We start from the raw sequence: 23,271 nt of genomic DNA, 5'->3' as shown, positions 1-23,271 counted from the left end.
CATCGGGACTCCTTCACTTGTCGCCTTCCTGCAACCCGAATTATTTTGGTTGGTTAATTGGTTAATTGGTTAATTGGTTAATTGGTTAATTGGTTTTCAGTTCATCCAGCGCCTGATTCAGGCCGAGCACGTTAACCACGTCGGGGCCGAGGAAACCAATCAGCGGCGATGATGTATTATCATCAATCAATTTATTCACTTGCGCCAGTGGCAGACCACGCGCGGCAGCAATGCGCGGTGCCTGCCATTGGGCGGCGGCGACCGAAATCTGCGGGTCTAAACCACTGCCACTGGCGGTGACCAGATCCACCGGCACCGCCGCCGGACTTTGCGGGTTGGCCTTGCGCAGCGCAGCCACACGGTCTTTCACCGCCTGATCCAGCGCCGGATTACTGGCCGCCAGATTGCTGCCAGCGGACGGCATCGGGTTATATGGCGAGTCTGAGGTGACAGAAGGACGTCCCCAGAAATAATCATTACGGGTAAAATTCTGCCCGATCAGTTCTGAGCCAATCACTTTATTCCCGCTGTCTTTAACCAGCGAACCCATGGCCTGAGTACGGAACACCAGTTCTGAGACGCCGGTGGTCAGCAGCGGATACACCACGCCGGTCGCCAGCGTCAGCAGAACCGTCATCACCAGAGCCGGGCGGACATAGGACATTCTTTTAACGGACATAATGGTCTTCCTCAAAAATCAGCTCAGATGTAAAACGGTCAGGATCACGTCAATCAGTTTGATACCCGCAAATGGCACCAGCAGTCCGCCGACGCCATAAATCCACAGGTTACGGCGCAGCAGGGCGGCGGCACTCATGGCTTTATAGCTCACGCCTTTCAGCGCCAGCGGGATCAGAAACACAATCACCAGGGCGTTGAAAATAACCGCCGACATGATGGCCGACGACGGCGACGTCAGGTGCATGACGTTCAGCGCATTCAGCTGCGGATAGGTCGCCGCGAATGCCGCCGGGATAATGGCGAAATACTTCGCCACATCGTTGGCGATACTGAAGGTGGTCAGTGAGCCGCGCGTCATCAGCATCTGTTTACCGATATGCACTACTTCAATCAGCTTGGTCGGGTTGGAATCGAGATCGACCATGTTCCCCGCTTCTTTCGCCGCCTGCGTACCGGAGTTCATCGCCACCGCGACATCTGCCTGCGCCAGAGCCGGGGCGTCGTTGGTACCGTCGCCGGTCATCGCCACTAAACGGCCTTCTGACTGATACTGACGGATCAACGCCAGTTTGGCTTCCGGCGTGGCTTCCGCCAGAAAATCATCCACACCTGCTTCGGCGGCAATCGCAGCGGCGGTCAGACGGTTATCCCCGGTGATCATCACCGTTTTGATGCCCATTTTGCGCAGTTCGGCGAAACGTTCCTTAATGCCGCCTTTGACGATATCTTTCAGTTCGACCACGCCCAATACTTTCGCGCCTTCCGCCACTACCAGCGGCGTGCCGCCTTTGCGCGCTACGTTTTCCACCAGCTCATCAACGGCTTTCGGGAAGGTGCCGCCGTTGGATTCCACATGACGACGGATCGCATCCACCGCACCTTTACGGATGCTGCGCTCACCGACGTTAACGCCGCTCATGCGGGTTTGCGCGGAGAAGGGCACGAAGGTCGCATTCAGTGAATGAATATCGCGTTCGCGCAGATTAAAGCGCTGCTTCGCCAGTACCACGATACTGCGGCCTTCCGGTGTTTCATCCGCCAGAGACGATAACTGCGCGGCATCAGCCAGTTCCTGTTCCGTCACCTGAGGGGCGGGCAGGAACTGCGAAGCCTGACGGTTACCGAGCGTGATGGTGCCGGTTTTATCCAGCAGCAATACATCCACGTCACCGGCGGCTTCTACCGCACGACCGCTGGTGGCAATGACGTTGGCTTCCAGCATACGGCTCATCCCCGCCACGCCGATAGCCGACAATAAGCCGCCGATGGTGGTCGGGATCAGACACACCAGCAGCGCAACCAGCACGGTGACAGTCACCGGAATGCCGGCGTGACTTGCGCCCACGCTGAACAGTGAGAACGGATACAGCGTCGCCGTTGCCAGCACGAACACCAGCGTCAGCGCCACCAGCAAAATGGTCAGCGCCACTTCGTTTGGGGTCTTGCGGCGTTTCGCGCCTTCGACCATCGCAATCATGCGGTCGAGGAAGGTATCGCCGGGGTTGGCCGAACACTCCACAACCAGCCAGTCGGACAACACGCGCGTCCCGCCGGTAACCGAGGAGAAATCACCGCCGGATTCGCGGATCACCGGCGCGGACTCACCGGTAATCGCGCTTTCATCCACAGATGCACCGCCGGTCAGCACTTCGCCGTCGCACGGCACGGTATCGCCTGCTTCGATCAGCACGTAATCGCCTTTGCGCAGCGTATCGGCGGCGACTTTGATCACCGGCGATTCAGGGCACGGTTCGTAGATTTTTTTCGCCCAGCTGGTTTTCTGCACGCCTTTCAGGCTCTGCGCCTGCGCCTTGCTGCGGCCTTCCGCCAGCGCTTCGGCGAAGTTGGCAAACAGCACGGTGAACCACAGCCACAGCGACACGCTGCCGGTAAAAGCCGCGCTGCCGTCGGTACGGTGCAGCAAGATCGCCAGCCAGATAAGGGTGGTCAGGATGCTGCCCAGATACACCACGAACATCACCGGATTGCGCCACTGAACGCGGGGATCCAGCTTTTTCACCGAATCCAGCAGGGCAGTGCGGATCAGGCGGGGTTCAAATAACGCACGTTGTTTACGACTCATCTTTTTAGTCTCTATATTCATCAGTTCAACGAGTTACGCAGCATTACTGTGCTGACCAGACCTGCAAATGTTCCGCGACCGGTCCCAGCGCCAGTGCCGGAATAAAGGTCAGCGCGCCGACTAACAACACGGTGCCGACCAGCAGGCCGATAAACAGCGGGCCGGACGTCGGCAGGGTGCCGTTGCCTGCCTGCTGGCGCTTTTTCGCCACCAGTGAACCGGCAATCGCCAGCACCGGAATGATCACCCCGAAGCGGCCAAAGAACATGCACGCTGCCAGCAACAGGTTGTAGAACGGTGTGTTAACACTCAGTCCGGCAAACGCGCTGCCGTTGTTGTTAGCGGCGGAGGACACCGCGTACAGCACTTCACTGAAACCGTGTGCGCCGGGGTTTAAAATCCCCGCGCGACCTGCGTCGGTGACCAGTGCCAGCGCGGTGCCGAGCAGCACCAGCGTCGGTGTAACCAGGATCGCCAGTGCGGTCATCTTCATGTCGTAAACGTCGATTTTCTTACCGAGATATTCCGGTGTGCGGCCGATCATCAGCCCGGCGATAAACACCGTCAGCAGCACGAACAACAGCATGCCGTACAGGCCGGAACCCACGCCGCCGAACACCACTTCACCGATCTGCATAAGCCACATCGGTACCATGCCGCCGAGCGCGGTGAAGGAATCGTGCATGGCGTTGACCGCACCGCACGATGCCGCCGTGGTGACCACCGCATACAGGCTGGAAGCCAGAATGCCGAAGCGGCTTTCCTTACCTTCCATATTGAAGTTGCTGTCCGCACCGAGCATCGTGAAGTGCGGGTTACCTTTGAGTTCGGCGTACATCACCACTACCACCGAGACGACAAAAATCACCGACATCGCCCAGACCAGCGCGTGTCCCTGACGGTTGTCGCCGACCACCCGGCCAAACGCGAAGCACAGCGCACAAGGGATAATGAAAATTGCCAGCATCTGCACCATGTTGGTCAGCGCCGTCGGGTTCTCAAACGGATGCGCGGAGTTAGCGCCAAAGAAGCCACCGCCGTTGGTGCCGAGCATTTTGATCGCTTCCTGAGAAGCCACCGGCCCCATCGGCAACGTTTGTTGCAGGCCTTCCAGCGTGGTGATGTGCTGATACGCTTCGAAGTTTTGCAGTACACCCTGACTGACGAAAAACAGCGCCAGCAGGAAGGACACCGGCAGAAGCAGATACAGCGTGATGCGCCATAAATCAGTCCAGGCGTTACCGATGGTCTGCGCTGAAGGACGCGCAAAAGCGCGGATCAGAGCGAACGCTACGGCGACACCGGTGGCAGCAGAAAGGAAGTTTTGCACGGTCAGTCCGACCATCTGACTGAGATAGCTCAGCGTACTTTCGCCGCTGTAAGCCTGCCAGTTAGTGTTGGTGACGAAACTTACCGCGGTGTTAAAGGCCAGATCCCATGACAGTCCGCCAAAGTGCTGCGGATTCATCGGCAACGCGCCTTGTGCCATCAGCATCGCCGTCAGCACAATAATGCCCAGAATGTTGAATACCATGATCGCCAGCGCGTACTGCCACCAGTTCATTTCAGCATGGCTGCTGCCAGACGTGCGTAAAACACCGTTTTCAATGCGCTGAATAAATGCGCCGGGCTGTCCTTCGATCAGTTGAGCAATAAAATTACCCAGTGGTTTTGCCAGCAGCAAAAGCACCAGCATAAAACTGGCAATCAGTAAGAATCCGGTTGCGGCCATTTAAAAATCCTCCGCATTCAGCAGGGCATAAACCAGATAGCCGAGCAGCAGAAGAACCAGTAATGCGCCGCAGATTACGCCAACACTCACAATCCACCTCCACAGGTGTGTTTTTATGTTGTGGCGAGAATAAGGAAAGGCGGGAAAAGATCCTGAAAAGAAACATAACCGCAGTGTAAAAAAAGTATAAAAATTCGCAAAAATGAAACCATAAAGAAACTTTAATTGCGTATTTATTTAACCATTCTGTAACCCAATTACAGTGTCAGGGCAAAATTGGCGAATATTTACACTTTTAAGTGGTCAGATGAGTAGTAAAATTTCATCAATTGCAGTATATTTTTCGCAACTTACAGTTTCCGAAAACTTTCCACATTTCACAGGAGCAACGCGATGAATGATTACACGCCATATACAATGACCCGCATACTGGCCCGCCGCGCTTTTGTTATCGCAGCCGGTGTGCTGGCTCTGCCCGTCATGCTGTTCCGCGCTGACCGCGCTCGTTTTTACAGCTATTTACACCGCGTCTGGATGAAAACCAGCGATAAGCCGGTGTGGCTGAGTCATGCTGAGATGGCGACCCAGGATTTTTATTAATTTAGCTCCCTCCCCTGCGAAGGGGAGGGTTGGGGTGGGGTATTAAGTTCAAACACCCGATTTGAAGTCTGCGTAAACCGTTATTCGGTCTGCTAAACCCCCTCCCATCCTCCCCCTTCGCAGGGGGAGGAGCCAAAAACCCCGTTTCCCCGCGGGGTTTTTTATTGCTGGTCGATAAACCTGTACAACATTATTTTTATGTATAACTTGTGCTAAGGTTATACATGCAGGTGATGAAGTTAAGGCACCCCTCTTTTTTCTTAATACCGGGAGCTGACCATGGCGAAAACAATTCCAGTTGGCATCAGTGCATGTCTGTTGGGCGACAACGTGCGTTTTGATGGCGGTCATAAACGCCTGGCGTTTGCCGTCGAGCAGTTATCACCTTATGTGCGCTTTGAGTCGATCTGTCCGGAAATGGCCATCGGCTTACCCGCACCCCGCGCGGCGCTGCGTCTGATTAAACACGACGACGGCGTGATCATGCGTTTCAGTAACGATGAAACGACCGATATCACTGAGAAGATGCAGGCCTACGCGGAAAAACGCGTTGCACCGCTCGATCACCTTTGTGGCTATATCGTTTGTGCAAAATCTCCCAGCTGCGGAATGGAGCGGGTGCGCGTTTACAGCGCCAACGGTAAAGACGCCAAAAAATCCGGCGTCGGGATTTATACCCCCGAGCTGATGAAGCAGCATCCCTGGCTGCCGGTAGAAGAGGACGGGCGTCTCAATGATCCGGTGTTACGTGAGAATTTTGTCGAGCGCATTTTTACGCTGTTTGAACTCAATCAGCTGCGGGAAAGCGGCCTGACGCGCGGCAAACTGATGGCTTTCCATAGCCGTTATAAACTCATTTTGCTGGCCCATTCGCAGCCGGAATACCGCGAGCTGGGGCGCTTTGTTGCCGCGATGGCCGAATGGGATTCCCTTGAAGAATACTTTAAAGAATATCGCCTGCGGCTGATGAATCTGCTGAGTCATAAGGCCACGCGCCGCAATCACACCAACGTGCTGATGCACGTGCAGGGATATTTCCGTAAACAGCTGAGTTCGCCACAACGTCAGGAACTGGCCGGACTGATCGACCGTTACCGTCAGGGCATGCAGCCGCTGCTGGCGCCAATCACGTTGCTCAAGCATTACATGTCGGAATATCCGGACGCTTATCTGGCTGACCAGCGTTATTTCGAGCCTTACCCGGAAGCACTAAAACTTCGATACGGACATTAAAAGGAGTGTTATGACCACGCATTTAGTCTGGTTCCGTAATGATCTGCGGATAACCGATAACCGCGCGTTGCATGCTGCCTGTGAAGACCCGCAGGCGCGAGTGATTGCCCTTTTTATCGCCACGCCGGAACAGTGGAAACAGCATGAGATGGCACCACGGCAGGCGATGTTTATTTATCAGCATCTTCAGGCACTGCAACATTCACTGGCAGAGCGCGGTATCGGACTGCATTACCATCAGTGTGATGATTTTGCTGACAGCGTGGACTGGCTGAAGGATTTCTGTAAATCCGAAAAAGTGGATGCACTGTTTTACAATAAACAGTATGAATTCAATGAACGTCAGCGGGATGCGGCAGTTGAAAAAGCGGTCAGTGAATCGGTCATCTGCCACGCGTTTGACGACAGCTTGCTGCTGCCGCCGGGTTCGGTCACGACCGGCAATAATGAAATGTACAAGGTGTATACGCCTTTTCGCCGCGCGTTTTTATCCCGCCTGACCGAGTCCGACAGCCGTTCCCTGCCTGCGCCACAAGTCCGGGAAAATGCCGGAAAAGTGGTGATGCACCGGCTGATGCCCTTCGATTATCCGCTGGCCGATATTGGTGACGACTTTGCGATTGGCGAAGAAGCTGCGCGTCATCAGCTGCGCAGTTTCTGCCGGGAACAGGTACAGGATTATCTCGAACAACGCGATCTACCGGCGGTCGATGGCACCAGTTCGCTGTCGCCTTATCTGGCTATCGGCGTGCTTTCGCCGCGTCAGTGTCTTAACCGTCTGCGCACCGAATGCCCGGATGTACTGGAGAAAACTGACGGCGGCGCGTTCGGCTGGCTGAATGAACTGGTGTGGCGTGAGTTTTACCGTCATCTGATTGTTGCCTGGCCTAAGCTTTGTAAGCATCAGCCATTCGTGGAATGGACCGACAATGTACGCTGGCGTCATGCACCGGAAGAGTTACAGGCGTGGAAAGACGGTAAAACCGGTTATCCGATTGTGGATGCGGCAATGCGTCAGCTGAATTCAACAGGCTGGATGCACAACCGCCTGCGTATGATTGTCGCCAGTTTTCTGGTGAAAGATTTGCTGATCAACTGGCGCGAAGGCGAGCGTTATTTCATGTCGCAACTGCTCGACGGCGATCTGGCCGCCAACAATGGCGGCTGGCAGTGGGGCGCTTCTACGGGCACCGACGCTGCACCGTATTTCCGTATTTTCAACCCGACCACGCAGGGTGAACGTTTTGACAAAGCAGGACGCTTTATCAAAGCCTGGGTGCCTGAACTGGCGGATGTACCAGAAAGAGACATTCATCAACCCCATCGCTGGGCGGAAAAACAACATCGCGTGCTAGACTACCCGCTGCCGGTTATTGATCATGCGCGGGCGAGAAAAGATACGCTCGCGGCATTTGAGGCGGCAAAAAACCGGTCTGACTGACCTTACTCTCACCACGACAAGGAGCGATGTGATGAAAAAGTACCTGCTGGCGCTGATGCTGGCATGCTGGGCGGGACAGGCCACCGCAGGATTTGATGTGGTGGCGCTGGGCGTGAACGGCGGCGTCGAAGAAGGCAATCTCACCTCGTACCTGATCAGAAGTGATGATCAAAAACTCTATCTCGGGCTGGATGCCGGTTCTGTTTTGCCGGGCATCCGCAAGGCGCTGGATAAGGGCAGTTTTCCGCAGGTGACCGCTGAAAATGCCGCGCCGCTGACCCCGCAGGGCGCGGTTTTCCGCAATCTGATTGGCGGATACTTTATTAGTCACGGTCATCTCGACCATCTTGCGGGGTTGATTATCAGCTCCCCGGAAGACAGCAAAAAACCGATTTACGGCACGGCGGATACCATCGGTACGCTGCGCCAGCATTATTTCAATGGCCGCGTCTGGCCTAACTTCACCGACTCCGGCAGCGGTTTGCGCATCGGCACTTATCGCCTGAATCAGCAGCGTCCGGCGCAACGTTTTTCTCTCGGGCTGACCGGACTGGATGGCAATATTTATCCGCTCAGCCATGGCGGCACACCATCGAGCATGATTCTGGTGAGCCGCAATAAAGAGTCGTTTGCCTTCTTCGGCGATACCGGCCCGGATGAAGTCGAAAAATCGAAGAACCTGGATACCGTCTGGCGCGTGCTGGGTGATGAGGTGAAAGCCAAACGGCTGAAAGGCATCATCATCGAGACCTCTTATCCTGATGGTGTGCCTGACAGCAAACTGTTCGGGCACCTGACACCGGACTGGTTGCTCAAAGAACTGGGGATTTTGCAGCAATACGCTGGGGGCGAGGGTTCGCTGAAAGATCTGACGGTGATCATCAGCCACGTCAAACCGGGCCTGAAAGCGGGTGCGGATCCTGAAAAAGAGATCATGGCACAGCTGGAGAAAGGCAATAAATTTGGCGTGAAGTTTGTCAGAATGGCGCAGGGTGATAAATTAGAGGTCAAATAGACCATTCATTTAATAACGAGAAACGCCATGAATAATCTCCAGCTTGAACGCCTGATTAATCAGAAACTGGACATCAGCAACTACAAAGATTACGCGCCGAACGGATTACAGGTTGAAGGCCGTCGCGAAGTACAACGCGTGGTGACCGGTGTGACGGCGTCGCAAGATTTGCTGGATGCCGCGATTGCGGTGGAAGCCGATGCGGTGCTGGTGCATCACGGTTACTTCTGGAAAGACGAACCGGCTGAAATTCGTGGCATGAAACGCAACCGTCTCAAGACGTTGCTGGCGACTGACACCAACATGTACGCCTATCATCTGCCGCTTGACGGCCATCCTGAACTGGGCAATAACGCGCAACTGGCAAAGCTGTTCGGAATTAACGTGCAGGGCGAAATTGCCGTGTTGTTGCCGTGGGGCGAGCTGGAAAAACCGCTGACCGGTGAAGAGTTTCGACAGCGCATCGAAGTGACGCTGGATCGCAACGTCCTTCACAGTTCACAGAATGCACCGGCTGAAATCCGCCGTGTGGCGTGGTGTTCCGGTGGCGGTCAGGGCTACATTCAGAAAGCGGCGGAATATGGCGTCGATGCCTTTATCAGCGGCGAAGTGTCCGAACAGACGATACATATTGCCCGCGAAATGGGGCTGCATTTCTACGCCGCCGGCCATCACGCCACAGAACGTTATGGCGTGAAGGCGCTGGGCGAATGGCTGGCAGCGGAACATGGGCTGGACGTCATGTTTATCGACATTGATAACCCTGCCTAGGGCTATCTTATTTGCCATTCTGAATCCGGGCAGTGCTCGTGACAGTCACGTACTCATTGTACGCTCCTGTCCCTGCGCGCTGGCCGAATCCAAACTGCCTGCAACGATTACGCCCCTTACTTATGTATCGTTTTATCAGTTGTCTCTTCAGGAACGCTGTCTTCCAGCAGGGTAAACGCCCGCTGTAATCCGGTATCCACTTCGGGGTCTGCGCCCTGCGGTGGATACTTACTTTCCTCTTCTTCCTCTTCTTGCTCTGCGGCTTCGCTTTCCTCAACCAGCGGTTCAACCACATTTTCCGGCGCGGGCATGGTGTCCTGAATCATCTGCTCATCAAAGGCCGGATTCAGTGCAGGAGAAAGCGGGGAACTGCTCAGGCTGTCCGGCATGGCGATGTGCGGAACCGGTGCATCGACCGCCATCTGCGTCTCTTCTTCTTTTTTCGATGTCCGGCTCAGCGCCACAATGCCGCCGCCGCAAATCGCAAAAAATGCGTACAAAATATTGCCACCCAGTGGCTCGATCAGCGCGCCGACCGCCAGCGGACCGATACAGGCACCGACGCCGAACGCCATCAGCAGACAGGCGGACAGCGAAACACGGCGTTCCGGCTCGATCATGTCATTGGCCAGCGCGACGACCAGCGGGTACAACGTGAACTGCATCAGGCTGACGATAAAACCGATGCCAAGCAGCAGCGGGAAGGAGATATGCGTGAGCAGCGCCAGCGGCAATGCCGCCACGGCCAGCAGAATCGCGTTAATGCGCATCAGCATGTTGCGGTTATACCGATCCGACAGCCAGCTCAGCGGGAACTGCGCCAGTAATCCGGCGAAAATCGCCAGCGCCATAAACAGACCGGTTTGTTGTGTGCTCAGCGATTGCTGGCTGGTGTAAATCGGCGCCAGCCCGTAGAACGACCCGACGACCATACCAATCAGCAACGTGATAGCCAGCACTTTTGGGATCGCGCCGATAAAGAATTTCAGCTCCATCGGCGCCGGAGACATATGTCCGACGTTGGTGCGCGTCGTCAGGGCAATCGGCACCAGACACAGGGCGAAACACAGCGCGATAACGATGAGCGTACTGACGCCTAAATCGCTGTTGAGCATCAGCACCACCTGACCAAGTGCCATCCCGAGATAAGATGCCACCATATAAAAGCCGAATACCACGCCGCGCTGACTGGATTCGGCCTGGTCGTTAAGCCAGCTTTCCAGCACCATATATTGCACCATCATGCACAAGCCGATGATCAGGCGCAGCACCACCCAGATCGGGATAATATCGGTCAGGCCATGACCTAGCACGGCGGCGGTAATGATGCCGGAACAGGAAACGTATGCGCGAATGTGCCCGACGCGGGCAATCAGAATGTGGCCGACTTTACCGCCGATCACCAGCCCGATGTAGTTGGCCGCAATGATTGCCCCGATCATCGCGCCGCTGACGTGGACAGCGGACAAACGCAGGGAAATGTAGGTAGTCAGCAGGCCGGAGCCCAGCAGCATCAGTAATGTCGTGGTGTACAGCGGAAAGAAGAGTGCTAACGGTTTTCTCACAGGCCATCCCTATTGTGTAACGAAGGCGTTATCCAAACGCTAAAAAAACAGCAACTTTTATGAGAGTACCAGTTGCGGACGGCGGGCGAAACCTCAGTGTCCCGTGCAAAAGGGCAGATGAGTTGACATCACCACTCGATTTCACGCATAACTGATAACAAATCACACACTATTGATTTAGTAAATAACCTGATGATCCACAACCTTTCTTTGAGGAGTGCCTGAGTGCAACGAGCACGATGTTACCTGCTGGGTGAACGCGCGGTAGTGCTGGAACTGGAACCTCCGGTTTCGCTGGCGAGCCAGCAGCGTATCTGGGGACTGGCTCAGCGTTTACAGGATCGGGCGACCTATCCCGGTGTCCGCGAAGTCATACCCGGTATGAATAATCTGACGGTGTTACTCACCGACGCGCAAAGTTCGGCGCTGGATGCGATTGAACGCCTGCAAACCTGGTGGGAAGAGAGTGAAGCGATTGAGCCGGCATCACGGCTGATTGAAATTCCGGTGATTTACGGCGGCACGCAGGGCCCGGATTTAGAGCATGTGGCGCAGCATACCGGTATGACGCCGCGTCAGGTGGTCGAATGCCACAGTGGCATTGATTACACCGTCTTCTTCCTCGGTTTCCAGCCCGGCTTCCCTTATCTGGGCGGCATGCCGGAGAAACTGAGCACACCGCGTCATGGTGAACCGCGTCTTTCTGTACCCGCAGGTTCGGTCGGTATCGGCGGCAGCCAGACGGGTATTTATCCGCTGGCCACGCCGGGCGGCTGGCAGTTGATCGGGCAAACGTCGCTGGCAATGTTTGATCCGCTGCGCGAAATTCCGACATTACTCCTGCCGGGTGACAGCGTGCGCTTCGTGCCACAAAAGGAGGGCGTATGCTGAAGGTTTTACGCGCAGGGATGTTGACCACCGTGCAGGATTTAGGCCGTAACGGTTATCGCCAGCAGGGCGTCAGCCAGTCCGGTGCGCTGGATGCACCGGCGTTGCGGATTGCTAATCTGCTGGTCGGCAATGAAGAGAATGCTGCCGGTCTGGAAATCACGCTCGGTCAGTTCAGCGCAGAGTTTCACCGTGAAGGATGGATTGCGCTGACCGGCGCGGGCTGTCACGCGCAACTCGATGGCAAAGATCTCTGGACCGGCTGGAATTATCCGGTGAAGCCGGGACAGATTCTGACGATGAAAATGCCGACGCGCGGTATGCGCAGTTATCTGGCAATTTCCGGCGGGATTGATGTGCCGCAAGTCATGGGGTCGCGCAGTACGGATCTGAAAGCCAGGTTTGGCGGTTTTCAGGGGCGTCAGTTGCAGGATGGCGATCAGCTTCCCACCGGCGACTCATACCAGCAGCCGAAGCATTCCGGCGGCATTAAACAGTTGCTCTTCGGCAACCGCATCCGTGCCTTGCCGGGACCGGAATATCAGGAATTCAGCGCGCAGTCGCGTGAAGAATTCTGGCGAGCTTCCTGGCAGCTTAGTCCGCAAAGTAACCGTATGGGCTATCGTCTGCACGGGCATGTCCTGAAGCGCGAAACTGACCGCGAAATGTTGTCGCACGGCTTGTTACCGGGCGTGGTACAGGTGCCGCACGGCGGACAACCGATTGTGCTGATGGCCGATGCCCAGACTACCGGCGGTTATCCGCGTATCGCCTGTGTCATCGAAGCCGATTTATACAATCTGGCGCAAATCCGCCTTGGCGAACCCGTTCACTTTGTGAAATGTACGCCAGAAGAGGCGCAGAAAGCGCTGCGTGAGCAATCGCTGTTTATTGAGCAGGTAAAACGGGGGCTGCATGGTCGTTGATCTCAACGCGGATTTAGGCGAAGGCTGTGCCAACGATGAGGCACTGTTGCAACTGGTCAGCTCCGCCAATATTGCCTGCGGATTCCATGCCGGTGACGCGCAGACCATGCGTCAGTCTGTACGCTGGGCGCTGAAATACGGCGTGGCGATTGGCGCACATCCCTCGTTTCCCGACCGGGAAAACTTTGGCCGTACTGCGATGCGGTTGCCTCCTGAAACGGTGTACGCACAGGTGGTGTATCAGCTCGGCGCACTGGCCGCCATCACCCGTGCGGAAGGCGGGGAAATGGTTCACGTGAAGCCGCACGGCATGCTTTACAATCAGGCTGCGACCGACGCTATTCTGGCTGATGCGATTGCCCGTGCGGTGCATACCATCAACCCGGGGCTGCGTCTGGTCGGACTGGCGGGCAGTGAATTGATCCGCGCGGGTGAGCGGCTCGGGCTGCAAACGCGTCAGGAAGTATTTGCTGACCGCCGGTATCAAAGTGACGGCACGCTGGTGCCGCGCAGTCAGCCGGATGCCATGATTGAAAGCGACGAACTGGCGCTGGTCCAGACGCTGGCGATGGTGCAACAAGGCAAAGTTCTCAGCCGCGAAGGCCTCTGGGTGCCGGTCAGCGCCGATACTGTCTGCCTTCACGGCGACGGTGAGCACGCACTGACTTTCGCCCGCCGGTTGCGGGAAGCGTTTGGTGAGCAAAACATTCAGATCAGCGCGGGCTGATCTTAGGGAATATCAATGCGTAAAGTTCTGGTAACCGGTTTTGAGCCTTTTGGCGGCGAGCGTGTGAATCCGTCATGGGAAGTGGTCAAACAACTCGGCGATCTGGAGTTATCCGGCGCGCAGATTGTGGTGCGTCAGTTGCCGTGTGTGTTCGGTAAAGCCATTGATGCGCTGAATGCAGCAATTGATGAAATCCTGCCGGAAATGGTGATTTGCGTCGGACAGGCGGGCGGGCGCGTCGATTTCAGTCTCGAACGTGTGGCGATCAACGTCGATGATGCGCGTATTCCTGATAACGAAGGCAATCAGCCGGTGGACGAAACCATTGTCGCCGACGGACCTGCGGCCTATTTTTCCTCACTGCCGATCAAAACGATTGTCAGCGGATTACGCGAATCTGGTATTCCGGCGTGCGTATCACAAACCGCCGGTACCTATGTCTGTAATCACGTGATGTACGGGCTGATGCACCGGCTGGCCCAGCCGTCATGCAAGGTGGTGAAGGGCGGTTTTATCCATATTCCTTATCTGCCGGAACAGGCGGCGAAGCATCCTGGCGCGCCGAGTATGTCAGTACACACTGTCCTGAACGCCCTTGAGCTGACTATCGCTATCGCGCTGCACACGGAACAAGATTTGAAAATTGCTGAGGGTGCGACTCACTGATGCCAGAAGGTCCTGAAATCCGCCGCGCTGCCGATTTACTGGCAGAAGCGGTGGTCAATAAACCGCTTACGGAAGCGTGGTTTGCGTTTCCCTCATTAAAACCATATCAGTCTGCACTGCGCGGAACGAAAATCACCTCGATTGAAACGCGTGGCAAAGCGCTGCTGACGCACTTTTCTAACGGACTGACGCTCTACAGCCACAATCAGCTCTATGGTGTCTGGCGGGTGGTGAATGCCGGTGAAGTGGCGAAAGAAACCAAACGCTCGCTGCGGGTAAAATTGCAGACCACCGGCGCGGCGATCCTGCTGTACAGCGCGTCGGAAATCAGTATTTACGATACGGCGGAAATCGAGAATCATCCGTTCCTGCAACGTATCGGCCCCGATGTGCTGGATGAGACATTGACGGTTGCACAGGTACGTGAGCGGTTACTTTCACCTAAATTCTGCAACCGGCAGTTAGGCGGAATGTTGCTGGATCAGGCTTTTCTGGCCGGGCTGGGTAACTATCTGCGGGCGGAAATTCTCTGGCTGGCGAAACTATTGCCAGATCATAAACCGAAAGAACTGAACGAAGCGGAACTGGATGCGCTGGCGGATGCCTGTTTGTCTGTTGCGCGGTTATCTTATGCTACACGCGGCACGATGGATGAAAATGTGCATCACGGCGCGCTGTTTCGCTTCAAGGTGTTTGGCCGCACGGGTATGCCTTGTGAGCGCTGCGGTGATCCGATCGCGAAAACCAGCGTGTCATCGCGACCGTTTTTCTGGTGTCCGGTGTGTCAGGTATGAGTGATAAAAAAGGGCACCGGAGTGCCCTTGCTCAGTCCAATAAGGATCAGAAATTCACTTTGATACCCAGATTGCCGCTGTAGCCTTCCAGATCTGAATCAAAGCCTTTCTGGTAGCGGACGTCAGTATAAATCGTGGTGTTTTCACTGAGTTTGCCCGCCAGACCTGCGCCTGTCTGCCACCAGCTATCGCTGAATTCTGCTTTCAGTCGCTGATCCGCGATTTGTACATCTGGTTCATCGCCGATAGTGGTGACAGCATCCAGCGTCAGATAAGGCGTCCAGGTCGGATTATCCAGGAACAGCCGCACACCGCCGCGTGCCTGCGCGTTACTGGTTGATACGCCGGAGACATGGCTGATGTCATCGTTGAAATCTTCCAGATTAAGATACTGATAGATCACCTGCGCCTGTGGTTCAATTTTCAGATTTTCATGCAGGGTAAATGGCTTGCCAGCTTCTACTGATAACGCGACGCCATAACCGTCCTGATCGGCATCATGTGTGCTGTCATAACTGTTTTTATACCAGCTGCCCATGCCCACCGCGTCAATGTATCCGCCATCTTGCGCTTTCAGCGTGTAATAACCACCAATGCTGTAGATGTCGCTGTCTAAACTGCCGGTTTGTACGGAATACATCGGGTTATTGCTGCGAAGGCTGTCTTGCGCATCAGTATTCTGACGTCCGAGTGTCACGATAATACCGGCACTGCGTTCGGTATTTTCTTCGTTTTTATCCCACATCAGATCCATACCCAACTGTGCATACCAGGTATCGGTGTCAAAGCTGTAACGACCAGCGTCATTCTCAGTGTGAGTACCGACAATCCGACCCCAGGCTCCGTCTTTATGCAGCACATCACCGCCGGTACGCTGATGGTAAGTCCCGATCACATCAAAGCCATACTGCATATTCAGCACTGGCGCCGCGATGTATCCCGGCACTTCCTCACGCCATGGCTGAGTGTCATCGGATGGCGTCGGGATTGGATTGACATCAGGATTGTCATCCGGGATATCGTCAGGAATATCATCAGGAATATCATCAGGATTGTCGTCCGGATTATCATCTGGCGTTGGGTCCGGAATAGGATCTGGATCCGGGATAGGCGTTGAACAATCGTAACTGGCGCAATTGCTCAGATACCAGTTTTCGCCCTCACCGGTGGTGATATCGCCTTTACGCAGACCGTAGTTGAAAGCGCCGGCAGAAACAGAATTCCCCAGCGTGAAAGCATCGGTTCCCTGCGTATTCGTTCCATCCACGGTAACCACTTCAATCCCGTTACCCAGCGTATTATTACCGTTGCCGCCAGTGCTGGTGACAAACAGGGTATTTTGACCGGTAATGTCGCCCGTTACGTGGATCTTATCTGTCGGCGAATTACTGTCATCAAGGTAGGTATTAATGCTATAAACGCCGTCACCGGTCATATTGCCATTCACTGTCAGCTCTGAATATTCATTGCCGCTGTGAGTGAAGTGTGTGGTGCCGCTTGAGTTCATCTGCGAAATCGTCGAATCACCCGTCAGTGTCCACAGGCTGGAATCATCGATATTGACGCTGTTGGTATTTGCGGTAGTGCCTTGCCATTCAGAGCCGCTGTTAAGATAGACATCCACAATACTGCCGGTATCGACAATGATTTCGCCTTCCATATGCGAGTTACTGGCGGATAAGTTCACCTGACTTTGCACGGTCACGCCCGTATCAGTATCTGTGAAACTTTCAGCTTTCAGCAGAATACCGTTTCCGCTTTGCACGGTTGATCCGTTGTTCACGTTAATCCGGGTATTGGCACCTGCAGCCAGTATTCCCTCGCTGGTGGCGCTGCTGACAAGGCTGTTATCCAGCGTTATGACGGCCTGATGGTCTGCATCAAAACCCTGCGTATAGATGCCATTTGCTAATGCACCGGTGGCTGATAATTCGCTATTGCTGATGGTCATCTGGCTGTTGGCGTAGGAACGGATAGCGGAAGCAGCTTGGCCAGTCGACATTCCCTTGACTGCATTGGCATCAAGGGTGGAATCATTCATTGCTACCAGCAGATTACTGTTTGATCCCTGAGTTGTGATCTCCGCGCCATCAAGATCCATAATCCCTGCGCGGGCAGCGACAACAGCGGCTGAACTGGCCCCTGTGGTGTTGATCTTCATATCTTTGGCAGTCAGCATGACGGGCGGTAATCCCGCGTTTGTCGCTTCATTGGAATCGACATAGAGAGCGTAAGACTGATTACCCAGAGTCGTGATACTGACGTTATTTAATTCTGTCTCCCCCCGTGCATCCACCGCATTGGAGTGCGTGCCATCGGTGATGAGTGTAAGGTCATTGGCGATTAATTTCGCGCCTTTAGTCGCTGTAAAAAATCCGGTGTTATTATCACCTACCGCTTTATATGTCCCGCCATTGAGCGTGACATCGCTGTAAATGTTTGTATTCACCATAATATCGCCAGTACCGGTCATTTCGACGTTGCCGTTTATTATCTCAGCGGTGGCTTTCTTGGTGTCGCTCGAACCTGATACATAAACAGCTGATTGAGTACTTTCAGAATTTTGACTAATGGTGAGGTTTTCAATGATCGCGGTTGAGTCCGATACGGTGATCGCGTTTCGGCCATTGGTTAAGGTAATGTCAATATTGCTCAGATCAGCTGACGCACCTGAGCGGATATTAATTCCCCGGGCCTGAGCTGCATCACTGGTGATACGAATATCATTGCCAGTTAAAGCCGATCCTTTATCGGAGACATAAATAACACTGCTATCCTGTTTGCCTGAAATTATATCGGCATTATTAATTTCAGCCGAAGCACCGGTAGTGATGTTAAATGTTTTACTGGAATTTGTTGTGCTGACGTCAGCATAATTAAGTACCAGTTTGCCTTCATTAATAATATTGAAGGCATAGGCTTCGTTGCCGGTCGTGGAGACTATCGATTCTAGAGGAATAGGCTCGAGGTAACCAGGGGGAGTCATTTCTCCTGCAACTGTGACTGTTGTGCCAGCGTCGGTAATAATATAGGCAATGCCGTCATTACCTGGTGTGGAAGAAGATTCTATGCTAGAGAAATTGTACTCACCACCAGAATATGTCGCTGTTGCCAAAGTTGTGAAAGAAGGGAGTAAGAGACTTAGTATTGCTGTAGATAATAATGTTCTTTTAAACGATCGTGAGCCGTTCCGATATTCTTCCATGTCAGAATGTCCTTGGTTTAATAATGGCATGTTTATATTACATGTTTCATTTATCCGTTCTTTTAATTACCGGATTGCAATGAATCGTGTTACTGGTGACTATGGCTTTTGTAGCCCAGTGAATTTCGGGGGATGGTATATCACAGAGGGATAATCGTCAAACATTGGTATTGCTTTTTATATTTTTTCAAAAATCTTAATATATAATTAAGTTGTCATGTGAATTAACAAATAAAAAAGCCGATGAGTTATTCATCGGCCTTATATATTAGAGGAGAATTATTTTTTCAGCTGAGAATGGAAATCGCGCTTGTCGTAACCGGTATACAGCTGACGAGGACGGGCGATTTTAATGCCTTCCTGATGCATTTCACTCCAGTGAGCAATCCAGCCAACAGTACGCGCCATCGCGAAGATAACGGTAAACATGGAAGACGGAATACCCATCGCTTTCAGAATGATGCCGGAGTAGAAATCGACGTTCGGGTACAGTTTCTTCTCGATGAAGTACGGGTCGTTGAGCGCAATGTGCTCAAGTTCCATCGCCACTTCCAGCAGGTTGTCTTTCAGATCCAGCTCTTTCAGCACTTCATGACAGGTTTCACGCATTACGGTAGCGCGCGGGTCATAGTTTTTGTAAACACGGTGACCGAAGCCCATCAGGCGGAAGGAATCATTTTTGTCTTTCGCACGCTTAACGAATTCCGGAATGTGATCAACGCTGCTGATCTCTTCCAGCATTTTCAGCGCAGCTTCGTTGGCGCCACCGTGAGCCGGTCCCCACAGGGATGCGATGCCCGCAGCGATACAGGCAAACGGGTTAGCGCCTGAAGAACCGGCGGTACGCACGGTAGACGTCGAGGCGTTTTGTTCGTGGTCAGCGTGCAGGATCAGAATACGATCCATGGCGCGTTCCAGAATCGGGTTCACTTTGTATTCTTCGCACGGCGTGGAGAACATCATGTGCAGGAAGTTACCGGCATACGACAGGTCGTTGCGCGGATATACAAACGGCTGGCCGATGGAATATTTGTAACACATGGCTGCCACGGTCGGCATTTTGGACAGCAGGCGGTAAGCGGCGATTTCACGGTGACGTTCATTTTCGACGTCAATCGAGTCGTGATAAAACGCCGCCAGTGCGCCGGTCACACCACACAGCACAGCCATCGGGTGAGAGTCACGACGGAAACCGTGGAACAGGCGGGTGATTTGCTCGTGAACCATCGTGTGACGGGTCACATTGGTTTTGAATTCTTCATACTGTTCTGGCGTCGGGGTTTCGCCGTTGAGCAGCAGATAACTCACTTCCAGGAAAGTAGATTCTTGCGCCAGTTGATCAATCGGGAAGCCGCGATGTAACAGGATCCCTTCGTCACCGTCGATAAAGGTGATTTTAGATTCGCAAGATGCGGTAGACGTAAAACCGGGGTCATAGGTGAAAAAACCTTTCGCGCCTAACGGGCGGATATCAATTTCATCCTGGCCCAGTGTGCCGGATAGCACGTTTAGTTCGATCGGGTCGTGACCTTGTAGGGTAAGTGTCGCTTTCTTATCAGCCATTTACAGTCTCCTTAGCGCCTTATTTTTAAAAATCCCTAACAACAGAAATGCCTGGAAGCGACGCCTTGTAAGGTCATTATTATTGTCAGCCTTAGCTCTTCGATCGAATGAAAAAGGGAACGTAGAGCTGAGTCGAATTGCAGTCTCAGACTGCTCTGTGACAAACAAGCGGCGTTTCATCGTTGTTAAAGATTCGGTAAATCATTACTGTTCTGTCACTCAGTACCTGTGAGAAGCATGAGGATTTACACAATCACCACTTTTGCATAACTTGAGCCATCAGGGAAGACCCGTATTTGCGATTGTGTGATCCACTGATTCTTCAGAAACTTTCACCTTCCTGGTGCATCAGGCGAAAGCCGGTATGTGCTCAGTATCACAGTCCTATAGAGATAGCTCATTTGTAATGGAAATGTTGATCAATTGTCAAACCAGATAATTTATTTTGTGTCTTTTATGAAAAGTGAGAGCTAACTCACTGTTTCAGAGAAATGTGAATAAAGCATTTGTAGGGCAATTGTAATAAGAATGTGATCAACCTATACTCCTACAAGGTCTCCGGACAATCCGAAGTAGGAGCACCCAGCATCATTTTCTTCGCCCTTTACGTTACGGCTACGAAAATACGTTTATCGCGCCTTTTAAGCACACTGGATGTCGTCCTTTGAGCGCGAAAACTGATGAGCTTTTAGCTCAGCTTTCCAAAGTTATTGGTGTTGTGGGAAGACGGCAAGCAACCGAATCCCTATGAGCTGACATAGGTCAGTGATTAGGGTGAGCGCACGCAGCCAACGCACCCACAGCGACAAGAACGAAGGAAAGGATGCTGTCTGACATACTGCTCCGGGCCCGGAGGAAGTAAAATAATAAGAGCTGTGTGGGCAAAACCGTGAAAAAACAAAGACCTGTCAATCTGGATCTGCAAACGATCCGGTTTCCTGTTACTGCGATAGCGTCCATCTTACACCGAGTCTCTGGCGTAATTACCTTCGTCGCCGTCGGTATCCTCCTCTGGCTGTTAGGCCTGTCTCTCTCTTCTCCTGAAGGGTTTGCACATGCTGCCGCCATCATGAATAGCTTCTTCGTCAAATTCATCTTTTGGGGAATACTCACTGCGCTGGCCTATCACGTTTGCGGTGGCATCCGCCATTTGCTGATGGATTTTGGCTATATCGAAGAGAGTTTGGCTGCCGGTACCCGTTCTGCCCAGGTGGCAATCGGTCTGACCGTCGTGCTGTCAATTCTGGCTGGAGTCCTCGTATGGTAAGCAACGTTTCTGCGTTAGGGCGCAATGGTGTGCACGACTGGCTGTTACTGCGTGCTTCCGCAATTATCCTCACCCTGTACATCCTCTATATTCTGGGCTTCGTGGTTCTGGCTCAGGAACTGACATTTGATGTCTGGCATGGCTTCTTCTCTTCCTCCATCACCAAAGTATTCACACTGCTGGCGCTGCTGTCGATTCTGATCCACGCGTGGATCGGCATGTGGCAGGTGTTAACGGACTATGTGAAACCGGTAGCTGTCCGGCTTGTGCTGCAACTGGCCATTGTCGTGACATTAGTGGTTTACCTACTTTACGGAACAATTGTTGTTTGGGGAGCGTAGTAAATGAATCTGCCAGTCAGAGAGTTTGATGCTGTCGTTATCGGTGCAGGTGGCGCCGGTATGCGTGCCGCGTTACAAATTTCACAAATGGGGCTGTCCTGCGCCCTGATTTCAAAAGTCTTCCCGACCCGCTCCCATACGGTGTCAGCGCAGGGCGGTATCACCGTCGCGCTGGGTAACACCCATGAGGATGACTGGGAATGGCACATGTACGACACCGTAAAAGGTTCCGACTATATCGGTGACCAGGACGCCATTGAATATATGTGTAAAACCGGCCCGGAAGCGATTCTGGAACTGGAACACATGGGGCTGCCTTTCTCCCGTCTTGAAGACGGTCGTATTTATCAGCGTCCGTTTGGCGGCCAGTCGAAGAACTTCGGCGGTGAGCAGGCGGCACGTACTGCGGCAGCCGCTGACCGTACCGGTCACGCCTTGCTGCACACGCTGTATCAGCAAAACCTGAAGAACGGCACCACGATTTTCTCCGAATGGTATTCACTGGATTTAGTGAAAAACCAGGACGGCGCCATCGTCGGCTGTACGGCTATCTGTATCGAAACCGGTGAAGTGGTGTACTTCAAAGCTAAAGCTACCGTGCTGGCCACCGGCGGTGCAGGCCGTATTTATCAGTCCACCACCAACGCCCACATTAATACCGGTGACGGTGTCGGCATGGCGCTGCGTGCAGGCGTGCCGGTTCAGGATATGGAAATGTGGCAGTTCCACCCGACCGGTATTGCCGGTGCAGGGGTTCTGGTAACAGAAGGCTGTCGTGGTGAAGGCGGTTATCTGCTTAATAAAGACGGCGAGCGTTTCATGGAACGTTATGCGCCGAATGCGAAAGACCTGGCGGGTCGTGACGTGGTGGCGCGTTCCATCATGATCGAAATCCGTGAAGGCCGTGGCTGTGAAGGTCCGTGGGGCCCGCACGCCAAACTGAAACTTGATCATCTGGGTAAAGACGTTCTGGAATCCCGCCTGCCGGGTATTCTCGAACTGTCGCGTACCTTCGCACACGTCGATCCGGTGAAAGAGCCAATTCCTGTTATCCCAACCTGCCATTACATGATGGGCGGTATTCCGACCAAAGTGACCGGTCAGGCGCTGCGTGTGAACGCGCAGGGTCAGGATGAAGTGATCCCGGGGCTGTTCGCGGTCGGCGAAATCGCCTGCGTATCGGTTCACGGCGCTAACCGCCTTGGTGGTAACTCACTGCTGGATCTGGTGGTGTTTGGTCGTGCAGCGGGTATGCATCTGCAGGAATCCATTGCCGAGCAGGGCGACAGCCGCGATGCGTCTCAGGATGATATCGATGTGTCTCTGGAACGTCTGAACCGCTGGAATAACACCCGTTCAGGTGAAGATCCGGTGGCAATCCGTAAAGACCTGCAATCGTGCATGCAGAACAACTTCTCGGTCTTCCGTGAAGGTGATGCGATGGCAAAAGGTCTGGAAGAGCTGAAAGTGATCCGCGAGCGTCTGAAATCAGCGCGTCTGGATGATACCTCCTCAGAATTCAACACCCAGCGCGTCGAGTGTCTGGAGCTGGATAACCTGATGGAAACTGCGTTCTCTACTGCCGTCTCCGCAAACTACCGAACAGAAAGCCGTGGCGCACACAGCCGCTTCGACTTCCCTGAGCGTGATGATGCGAACTGGTTGTGCCATACGCTGTATCAGCCGGAAACAGAAAGCATGACCCGCCGTGAGGTGAACATGCAGCCTAAGCTTCGCGCGGCGTTCCCGCCGAAAGCGCGTACTTACTAGGGC

The 23,271-nt window shown here is 53.7% G+C and carries 21 protein-coding genes; 14 read left to right on the top strand and 7 right to left on the bottom strand.

What is annotated here, in order from left to right:
* Window positions 1-85: 85 nt before the first annotated feature.
* The 4 genes from kdpC to ACJY2G_RS13015 are packed head-to-tail and all read right to left on the bottom strand — an operon-like array spanning window position 86 to window position 4,586.
* Window positions 86-664: a potassium-transporting ATPase subunit KdpC gene (gene kdpC, locus ACJY2G_RS13030; RefSeq protein ID WP_430319111.1), complete on the bottom strand. Its 579-nt coding sequence runs from the start codon at window positions 662-664 to the stop codon at window positions 86-88.
* 33 nt (window positions 665-697) lie between these two features.
* A complete protein-coding gene (gene kdpB / locus ACJY2G_RS13025; RefSeq protein WP_430318960.1) occupies window positions 698-2,764 on the bottom strand; it encodes a potassium-transporting ATPase subunit KdpB in 2,067 nt (688 codons plus the stop codon).
* A 43-nt stretch (window positions 2,765-2,807) separates the two neighbouring features.
* Window positions 2,808-4,496: a potassium-transporting ATPase subunit KdpA gene (gene kdpA, locus ACJY2G_RS13020; protein ID WP_279919760.1), complete on the bottom strand. Its 1,689-nt coding sequence runs from the start codon at window positions 4,494-4,496 to the stop codon at window positions 2,808-2,810.
* Window positions 4,497-4,586, bottom strand: a complete 90-nt coding sequence (locus tag ACJY2G_RS13015) for a K(+)-transporting ATPase subunit F (RefSeq protein WP_071823630.1) — start codon at window positions 4,584-4,586, stop codon at window positions 4,497-4,499.
* Between the two features lie 303 nt (window positions 4,587-4,889).
* Here ACJY2G_RS13015 and ACJY2G_RS13010 point away from each other — a divergent pair, with 303 nt between their 5' ends.
* The 5 genes from ACJY2G_RS13010 to ACJY2G_RS12990 all read left to right on the top strand — a co-directional run bounded on the left by ACJY2G_RS13010 (window position 4,890) and on the right by ACJY2G_RS12990 (window position 9,556).
* Window positions 4,890-5,096, top strand: coding sequence for a YbfA family protein (locus ACJY2G_RS13010; RefSeq protein ID WP_013576456.1), 207 nt, complete (start codon window positions 4,890-4,892; stop codon window positions 5,094-5,096).
* A 279-nt stretch (window positions 5,097-5,375) separates the two neighbouring features.
* Window positions 5,376-6,329 (top strand): YbgA family protein, encoded by a 954-nt coding sequence (locus ACJY2G_RS13005; RefSeq protein WP_439291802.1) that lies wholly within the window; start codon window positions 5,376-5,378, stop codon window positions 6,327-6,329.
* Between the two features lie 10 nt (window positions 6,330-6,339).
* A complete protein-coding gene (phrB, locus tag ACJY2G_RS13000; protein ID WP_430318961.1) occupies window positions 6,340-7,770 on the top strand; it encodes a deoxyribodipyrimidine photo-lyase in 1,431 nt (476 codons plus the stop codon).
* Window positions 7,771-7,801: 31 nt separating this feature from the next.
* A complete protein-coding gene (locus ACJY2G_RS12995) occupies window positions 7,802-8,785 on the top strand; it encodes an MBL fold metallo-hydrolase (RefSeq protein WP_430318962.1) in 984 nt (327 codons plus the stop codon).
* Window positions 8,786-8,812: 27 nt separating this feature from the next.
* Entirely contained in the window at window positions 8,813-9,556 is a 744-nt protein-coding gene (locus ACJY2G_RS12990; RefSeq protein WP_112289171.1) for a type 2 GTP cyclohydrolase I, read from the top strand.
* Window positions 9,557-9,672: 116 nt separating this feature from the next.
* Here the strand turns inward: ACJY2G_RS12990 and ACJY2G_RS12985 are convergent, their stop codons facing one another.
* Window positions 9,673-11,070 carry an MFS transporter gene (locus ACJY2G_RS12985; protein ID WP_430319112.1) on the bottom strand — a complete coding sequence of 466 codons (1,398 nt, stop codon included), beginning with the start codon at window positions 11,068-11,070 and terminating at the stop codon, window positions 9,673-9,675.
* Window positions 11,071-11,346: 276 nt separating this feature from the next.
* Between ACJY2G_RS12985 and pxpB the strand changes: the two genes are divergently transcribed.
* From pxpB to nei, 5 genes are read left to right on the top strand one after another with little or no spacing between them, the layout of a single operon-like run.
* Entirely contained in the window at window positions 11,347-12,012 is a 666-nt protein-coding gene (gene pxpB, locus ACJY2G_RS12980) for a 5-oxoprolinase subunit PxpB (protein ID WP_430318963.1), read from the top strand.
* Window positions 12,006-12,935, top strand: coding sequence for a 5-oxoprolinase subunit PxpC (gene pxpC, locus ACJY2G_RS12975; RefSeq protein ID WP_430318964.1), 930 nt, complete (start codon window positions 12,006-12,008; stop codon window positions 12,933-12,935). Before pxpB ends, pxpC begins: the two co-directional genes overlap by 7 nt.
* Window positions 12,925-13,662: a 5-oxoprolinase subunit PxpA gene (pxpA, locus tag ACJY2G_RS12970; protein ID WP_430318965.1), complete on the top strand. Its 738-nt coding sequence runs from the start codon at window positions 12,925-12,927 to the stop codon at window positions 13,660-13,662. The genes pxpC and pxpA overlap by 11 nt, the downstream gene beginning before the upstream one ends.
* A gap of 15 nt (window positions 13,663-13,677) precedes the next feature.
* Window positions 13,678-14,328 carry a pyroglutamyl-peptidase I gene (gene pcp / locus ACJY2G_RS12965; RefSeq protein WP_132965175.1) on the top strand — a complete coding sequence of 217 codons (651 nt, stop codon included), beginning with the start codon at window positions 13,678-13,680 and terminating at the stop codon, window positions 14,326-14,328.
* On the top strand, window positions 14,328-15,122 hold the full coding sequence (nei, locus tag ACJY2G_RS12960) for an endonuclease VIII (protein WP_430318966.1): 795 nt from the start codon (window positions 14,328-14,330) through the stop codon (window positions 15,120-15,122). The genes pcp and nei overlap by 1 nt, the downstream gene beginning before the upstream one ends.
* 46 nt (window positions 15,123-15,168) lie before the next feature.
* Here the strand turns inward: nei and ACJY2G_RS12955 are convergent, their stop codons facing one another.
* Window positions 15,169-18,108 (bottom strand): autotransporter outer membrane beta-barrel domain-containing protein, encoded by a 2,940-nt coding sequence (locus ACJY2G_RS12955; RefSeq protein WP_430318967.1) that lies wholly within the window; start codon window positions 18,106-18,108, stop codon window positions 15,169-15,171.
* An 82-nt stretch (window positions 18,109-18,190) separates the two neighbouring features.
* Here ACJY2G_RS12955 and ACJY2G_RS12950 point away from each other — a divergent pair, with 82 nt between their 5' ends.
* Window positions 18,191-18,481, top strand: a complete 291-nt coding sequence (locus tag ACJY2G_RS12950; RefSeq protein WP_430318968.1) for a hypothetical protein — start codon at window positions 18,191-18,193, stop codon at window positions 18,479-18,481.
* 125 nt (window positions 18,482-18,606) lie between these two features.
* Here the strand turns inward: ACJY2G_RS12950 and ACJY2G_RS12945 are convergent, their stop codons facing one another.
* Window positions 18,607-19,890 (bottom strand): citrate synthase, encoded by a 1,284-nt coding sequence (locus tag ACJY2G_RS12945; protein WP_112289179.1) that lies wholly within the window; start codon window positions 19,888-19,890, stop codon window positions 18,607-18,609.
* A gap of 877 nt (window positions 19,891-20,767) precedes the next feature.
* Here ACJY2G_RS12945 and sdhC point away from each other — a divergent pair.
* The 3 genes from sdhC to sdhA are packed head-to-tail and all read left to right on the top strand — an operon-like array spanning window position 20,768 to window position 23,268.
* Window positions 20,768-21,157, top strand: coding sequence for a succinate dehydrogenase cytochrome b556 subunit (sdhC, locus tag ACJY2G_RS12940; protein WP_015698116.1), 390 nt, complete (start codon window positions 20,768-20,770; stop codon window positions 21,155-21,157).
* Window positions 21,151-21,498, top strand: a complete 348-nt coding sequence (gene sdhD, locus ACJY2G_RS12935; protein ID WP_095921202.1) for a succinate dehydrogenase membrane anchor subunit — start codon at window positions 21,151-21,153, stop codon at window positions 21,496-21,498. Before sdhC ends, sdhD begins: the two co-directional genes overlap by 7 nt.
* A gap of 3 nt (window positions 21,499-21,501) precedes the next feature.
* A complete protein-coding gene (sdhA, locus tag ACJY2G_RS12930; protein ID WP_112289181.1) occupies window positions 21,502-23,268 on the top strand; it encodes a succinate dehydrogenase flavoprotein subunit in 1,767 nt (588 codons plus the stop codon).
* Window positions 23,269-23,271: the final 3 nt, after the last annotated feature.

Origin of the sequence: Rahnella sp. ATs2, from assembly GCF_051851855.1 — a bacterium.
Taxonomy (GTDB): Bacteria; Pseudomonadota; Gammaproteobacteria; order Enterobacterales; family Enterobacteriaceae; genus Rahnella; species Rahnella variigena.
This window is presented reverse-complemented; position numbering and strand designations above follow the sequence as displayed.